This is a genomic window from Rothia sp. HMSC065C12, assembly GCF_001812085.1.
GTDB lineage: Bacteria > Actinomycetota > Actinomycetes > Actinomycetales > Micrococcaceae > Rothia > Rothia mucilaginosa.
The window spans coordinates 39,906-46,703 of sequence record NZ_KV807669.1; the positions used below are offsets into that span (position 1 = coordinate 39,906).

Genomic DNA, 6,798 nt, shown 5'->3' on the forward strand with positions numbered 1-6,798 from the left:
GAAGTCTGCGTCTCCGGCGAACTCCACACCCATGAAGTCTGCGCCTCCGACGAACTCCGCACCCATGAAGTCTGCGCCTCTGGTGAACCTAGCGTCCGTGAAATGTGCGTCTTCGGTGAACTCCGCGTCTCTGAAGTGTGCGTTTCCGGTGAACTCCGCATCCCAGAAGTGTGCGTTTCCGGTGAACTCCGCGTCCGTAAAGTATGCGTCTCTGGTGAACTTCGCGTGCCCGAAGTAGACGTCTCTGGTGAAGTCCGCGCCCCTGAAATGTGCGTGTCCGGCGAACATCACACCCCGGAAATCTGCGCCTCTGGTGAACCTAGCGTCTGCGAAGTATGCGTCTTCGGTGAACTCCGCGCCCCTGAAGTGCGCGTGTCCGGCGAACATCGCACCCCGGAAATCTGCTCCATCGTAAAATCGGGCGGAGGCAAAATTGCCTTGTTCAATGGTGAGGTTGTTCAAGGGGTAGAAAATTGATGCTCGGCTGAAATCAATATCGAAGTTACTCCAGACGCCAGGAATAACAACTACCTTGTCTTCTTTATCCTTGATAAAGGAGCTGCTTCGTTTGCTCATCTCATCAAAGATAGAGCGGCGTACATCCTGTTCTTCACGAAATACCGCCTGGTCCTTGGCGAAATCCCCCTCATAGTCAGTAGGTTCTATGTCGGAGTCAAGTACTTCTGCCTTTCGTGCAAGAGGAAAGGACGAACGAATATAGGAGCAGAGGTTATTGATAATCACCTGACCTTCTTTTTGTTGTTCTTCTACCTCGAGAGTGTCATCGGTTAGCCACTCATCGACCAAACCCACAAGGGTATAGATACCGCCCAGACGGACAGTCGCTTTCTCATCAGCTAGCTGCTCTACAGCCTTGGTGTAGCGGCCACGGCGTTCAGCATGAACCTGGCGGGTATGGTCACGTTCACTCTTGACAGCATCTTGTTCACGTTTTGCAGCCTCGTTCTTTGCGTCCTGCTCATTCTTCTTGATATCGGCGTCGATTTTGAGGCGGTCACCCTGGTTCTTCCAATTAGTCTGCAGAAGGGTTAGAACCGCAATAATGCCGCCAGTGACGTATAGAAGATGCAGGCGCAGCTGATCTGAACTGCCAGAGCTCATGCCGCAGAACAACCACAGCATCCAAGGCAGAAGAACCGCAACCGCGCCGCCACCCAGACCAAAGCCAATGAGGAGCTTAGTAAAGTGTTGGATATACCAAGGCTTCTCCTGCGCTTTTGGGATTACCGGGTTTTCCGGAGCCGATGATGTGTTATTGCTGGGCACTAGGTTCTCCTGTCCTCTCTGATAGGAATGTTCACCTTCCAGCATAGGGTAAAGCTACTTGCCGTGAGTCGCGTCCGGTCATCAACGGGGGCTTCGCCTGCATGAGATGCACAGACGGTGCTTCTGCTATCTGCGGCAGGCGAGGTGGGGGTGGAAATCCTCAAAATAGGCGATATTGTTCCTGACGGCGGATACAATAATGGCGTAATTAGTGCTGTCGTGTTGTTATGTCTTAAGAATTACGCTACATTATTAGATATACGGTCATATGTACAGGGCAAGTCCTTATTCATAATGACCATAAAATAAAAGTGGAGCCACCAGCAATGTTGCAGCATTGCCAGTAGCTCCACGTGAGAATCTAGTAGAGACGCGAAATAAGCAGGTCGCACATCTCTACGAGAGCAAGGAACAGAGTGGCTACATAGCTACCCCGTTCAACAAGTACCCAAAAGTGGTCCTTGTTCATAGGAGTTCACCTCCTCTCTATTTAATTTGTAAATTAGAGGCAACGCGGAATTGCGTTGTCACTGCTGATTTTAGCAGATGACACACATTCCGCGTATTTTTGCTACCCAATTTAAATTTTGTTTATCTCAGACGTGGCGTAATACCACTGGAAAGCAATGAACAAATCCGGGTAGAAAAGAATCGAAAAAACCCCGCTAGAGCCTACTCGCTCAAGCGGGGTTTTTCGCGTCGTTTCTTATTTTTGCCCGGCTGCCCGATAGCGTCCACCGCACACGCAGAGGCCCCGCCACATGGAAGATGTGGCGGGGCCTCGGGATATTACTGCGCAGGCTCACTCAGGCGCGTGTACTCCTTCTGCCGTTCATCCCAGGACACCGGATCAAAGAGCACCGCACCGACCGGGATGCGGTAGCCCACGCCGTTCAGAATAGCCGTACCCAGCGGAATAGGCTGACTGCCCTCATACACCGTGAAGTTATGCGCCGCCTGACCGGTAGACTCCGAACCAGCAGACAGCACAGCGAACCGAGCCTGGCATATCTCGCCCGAGTCAGCATCCTCAACAGCAAAGAGCGGCGGGCTCTTCACGAAAGACACATCGCAGAAATCTGCAACGCCCATAAAGGACGCTCCGTAGAACTCAGCGTCAGCCTCAAAGGTAGCCTCACTGAAATCTGCACCTTGGTCAAAAGCCGCCTCGCTAAAGTCAGCGGTTTGCGTGAAAGTCACCCATTTGAAGCATGCGACCTGCGCGAAAGCCGTCTCACTGAAGCGGGCATCTTGGGTAAAAGTTGCCCCATTGAAGTCTGCAATCTGACCGAAAACGGCCCCGATGAAGTGCGCGTTTTGAGCGAACACAGCCCAGCTGAAGTCTGCGTTCTGAGCAAAATTTACCCCGCCAAAACTAGCATTCTGGATGAAGGCCGCCCCACTGAAGTTCGTATCCTGAGTGAATTTCACCCCGCCAAAATGCGCCTTCTGCATGAACTTCACGCCGTCGAAATGCGCGCTCTGGACGAAGGACGCTCCCCCGAAGTTAGCGCTCCGTGTGAAGGTTGCGTGGCTGAAGTTCCCCTCGCCAGCAAAGGTTGCGTCACCGAACCCCGCGATCTCTCCGAAGGTTGCGCGGCTGAAATCCACGGTTCCTACAAAAGCTGCCCCGCTGAAATCTGAACCGTTGCAGAACCTCGCCACTGAGAAATTGGCGCTCTCAATAGTCAGACCGTCGAGAGGGTAGAAGACGACAGCCCGGCTGAAATCGAACTCAAAGCCGCTCCATGCGCCGGGGACAACAGCCACCTCGCCCTTCTCATTTTCGGCAAGGGTGCCGCTGCGCTTACTCATCTCAACGAAGACGCTGCGGCGAACATCCTGCTCACCACGGAAAGCCGCCAGATCCGTAACGAAATCACCCGCATAGTTAGCGGGCGGCGTATCGGATTCAAAAGCTTCTGCCTTGAATGCCCGCGCGAACGGCGAACGAACATAAGCGCAGAGGGCATTGACGATGACCTGCCCCTCCTTCTGCCGGGCCTCAACGCTGAGTTGCTCGTCAGCGAGCCACTCATCAACCAGACCCGCAAGCGTGCTGATGGCGCTCGCACGGACTGCCGGGTTCGGATACGCCAGCTGCTCAACTGCCTTGCTGTAACGGGTACGGCGCTCGGCATGTACTCGCTGGGGGTGTTCCAGCTTTTTCTGGGTGTTCATGCGGTGGAACTCCCCAAGAAAGAGAACGCCCAGCAGGGTGCCGGTGATGAAGAAGATGAACGGCTGAACCTCAAAATTGGCGATGCCAGGGTCAAAGGCGAAAGGCATAAAACCCGCCGTGACGATGCCCAAGAGCGCGATAGCCCAAACCCAGGTGCGGAAGCTCGACAGCTTCCCCTTGAGATTGCCGAACTGCGCGGCGAGCGGGAAAAACAGAATGACGACTGCGCAAGCTATCATCCAAACCCACGCGGTGCTGGGTGCGAGATGCATGTGGTTCTCCTGTCATCGTTGAAAGGGGCGGGTCATACTCAGCATAAGGTAAAGCTGCTGGGCTTGGGTGGTTGTGGGTCAAAAGCAAGAACCCCGCCAGCGTTGGATGCACGGGCGGGGTCTGTGCATGTGTGTGGGAGCTTCCCCGACGGCGGGGAAGAGCTAGGTTTTACTGCGCGGGTTCACTGAAGCGGGTGTAGTCCTGCTTCTCTTCGTCCCAGGAATTCGGGTCATACAGCACAGCGCCGATAGGGAGAATGAACGTTCTATTAAGAAGCTCCGCCGTGCCGCAGCTGAAACCGTGCGGGCTCTCCGGGCGCGTCTCGAACAAGTAATCCTGCGGATCCGCGTGCGCCGAGAACCGTGCCCTCTGCAGCCGCCTCTCCAAAGCCTCAAAGGACGGCTTAACATACATGAAGCTAGTCTGCCTGAAATCCGCGCCATGACCGAACGTCGCATCCGCGAAGTAGGCGCCCTCAAAGCTCGCCCCGTTGAAGCTCACCTCCCGCGCGAACGTCGCCTTGTAGAAGCCGACATGCGCCGTGAACGTCGCCTCACTAAAGTCGGCATCCTGCGCAAATGCCGCGTTACCGAAGTTCGCGTACTGCGGGAAGTCCATCTCATAGCTCGTCCTCGGCAGCGCAATAAACGACGACCGGCTGAACGTGACATCGCCGTCGAACCGCGCCCCACCAAAATCCTCGTACTGCGTGAACGACGCCCCGCTAAAGTCCGCCGCGCTCGCAAAGCGTACGTTGCTGAACATCGCGGACTGCTTGGTGACTACACCGGCAAAGCGCGCGGCCCCGCCGAACAGCGACTTGGAGAACACCGCCGGGCGGTTGAAGACCGAGGCGGCGAAGTGTGCTTCATCGTGGAACGTGGAGGCGGTAAATATTGCCTCTCCGCCGAAGGTGACCGCCGCGAAGCTCGCTATGCCCGCGGTGTTCAAGCGTGAAAAGTCGGCGTCGGACTCGAAGGAGGCTACCGCGAAGTCAGCCGTAGCTGAAAAGACCGCGTCTGAGAAGTTGACCGTGCCGGTGAAGGTTACGGTTGCGAAGCTTGCGGTATCCGCAAAGCGTGCCCCGCTGAACTTAGCCGCGCCTGCGAAGTGGGCGGCGCTGAACCCCACCCAGTCGTTGAAGTTCGCGCTGTCGAAGGAGACGTTAGCCGTGAACTGCGCCGCGGAAAAGCTGGTGTCACCGCTGAAGGTTGCGCCGGAAAAATCCGCCGGACCATAGAAGGTTGCGGAGGCGAAATCGGCGTTCTGAAAGTGCAGCTGTTGTAGCGGGTAGAAGATGGGGGCGCCGCCAAAGTCGAAGCGCAGGTCAGCCCATGTCGGCGATAGCGACGGCACCGTGTGCTGGTTCTTCTTATTGTCTGCCTTGCTGCTTTCGGCGACTGCGGCGAGGCGGCGGCTGAGCTCAATGAAGACGGTGCGGCGTACCAGCTGTTCCTCGCGTAGCGCCACCTGATCGTGCGCGAAGTCGTCTTCGTATCCTTCGGGAGTCTCGCCTGATTCTAGAATCTGCCGTTTCTGTGCGAGGGGGTAGGGCGTGCGGATGCACTCGGTTAGCGCGTCGACGATGGCTTGGGCTTCCTCGCGGCGCACCTGCTCGGGGAGGGAAGTGTCGGCGAGCCATTCGTCTGCGAGGTTTACGAGCGTGTACACCCCGCTCAGGCGTGTGGCGGGCTGCCCGTCGAGGAATTGTTCGAGGGCGTGCGTGTAGCGTTCGTGCCGCTCGGCCGGCTGGTTGCGTGCTGGGGTGTTTTTGCGTTGTCGCAGCGCGGTGAAGAGTTTGTTGAGGTTCATGGTGGTGTGCCCTTCCTGCTCCGGTGCTGGCTTATAACCAGCATAGGGGAGGACCCCACTCTTTTAGGCTCTCACCTTGAGATATTTCTCGACATAGAAGCGGAGTATCTCATTAAAATGATTAGCCCTGTCACACTCTGCGTGACAGGGCTAATCATTTTATGCCGGTCCGGCTATTGGGTTATCTGGGTCATCATCAAATAAGTATGACCCAATCGGAATTTTACGTGCCTTTAACGTATTGTCTCGAGGGACTCTGACTTTTTTCCTTCTGCAAGGAACTGAATTCTGGGAAGTTGTGAACCGATGACTTGAATGGACTGTAAATTTTGCATCTTTAAAATCAGGTGACGAATTCTTGAAAAGAATATTTTCAAAATTTGATTCTTCGTAAAAAACTGTCCTAATAAAATCTGCCCCATCATTGAATTCAATATTCTCAAAGTGCAATGTTCCTTCGAATTTTGCATCGGAAAATTCCGCTTTTTCGTTATATTTGGGGCCAGCTAATTTATTGAATACAAAATGCGTATTAGGATGTTGAATAAATGAAGTATCGCCTGTAAATATTGAATCGTAGAAAGATACCTCTTTAGAGAAATAGAGATCTATAAATTCATTGATGCTGCAAAAATTGATATTGGAAAAATCTGCAACTCCATCAAAGCTGGAATTATAAAAACAAGTTTTTTGCTGATTTGTTGTTCCAGAATTTCCAAGAGTAGCCCCATTGAAATAAGATTTATCGGCAAAGGATACGCTTTCAAACTCAGTGTTCTCCGAAACAGTAAGTCCAGAGAAAACGGCTTTATTCTGAAATTTTGTCTTATTATAAAATTTCACAGACTTTAGGAAAGTTGCATCGTTGAATTTTGCCTCGCCATGAAAAACAGCTTTCTCAAAGTGCACATCTGTCTGAAAAATGGTGTCATTAAATAGGGAGTCTTCGTGGAAGTCGACTTCTTTAAAGTAAATCTTATGGGAATTGTTATTCGAATGGGAATGTATGCGTGAAAAATTTGCAGTTTTTTTGAAGTGCGTATTTACAAATTCCGCATCACTCATAAAAGTTTCATTAGGATATTCTATACTTTTGGTGCTAAAATCTGCAATTCCTTTAAAAATGACTGTATTAAATGAAATTTCTTTATGGAACTGTACGTCGTTGAAAGTGGCTTTTTCTCCGAAAACAGTTTTTATATCGCCTTGGGCGGAGAAGTTGGCTTCTCCGTTGAAGGTTACTT

Annotated in this window: 4 protein-coding genes; all 4 read right to left on the bottom strand. The window is 52.8% G+C overall.

What is annotated here, in order from left to right:
- Positions 1-1,287 (bottom strand): pentapeptide repeat-containing protein (locus HMPREF2836_RS00235; RefSeq protein WP_246822783.1); only part of this gene is annotated, 1,287 nt, incomplete at its 3' end.
- 789 nt (positions 1,288-2,076) lie between these two features.
- Positions 2,077-3,741, bottom strand: coding sequence for a pentapeptide repeat-containing protein (locus HMPREF2836_RS00240; protein ID WP_070628974.1), 1,665 nt, complete (start codon positions 3,739-3,741; stop codon positions 2,077-2,079).
- Between the two features lie 169 nt (positions 3,742-3,910).
- Positions 3,911-5,554 (bottom strand): pentapeptide repeat-containing protein, encoded by a 1,644-nt coding sequence (locus HMPREF2836_RS00245; RefSeq protein ID WP_070628975.1) that lies wholly within the window; start codon positions 5,552-5,554, stop codon positions 3,911-3,913.
- 159 nt (positions 5,555-5,713) lie between these two features.
- A partial coding sequence (locus HMPREF2836_RS09045) for a pentapeptide repeat-containing protein (RefSeq protein ID WP_141752086.1) occupies positions 5,714-6,798 on the bottom strand: 1,085 nt, incomplete at its 5' end.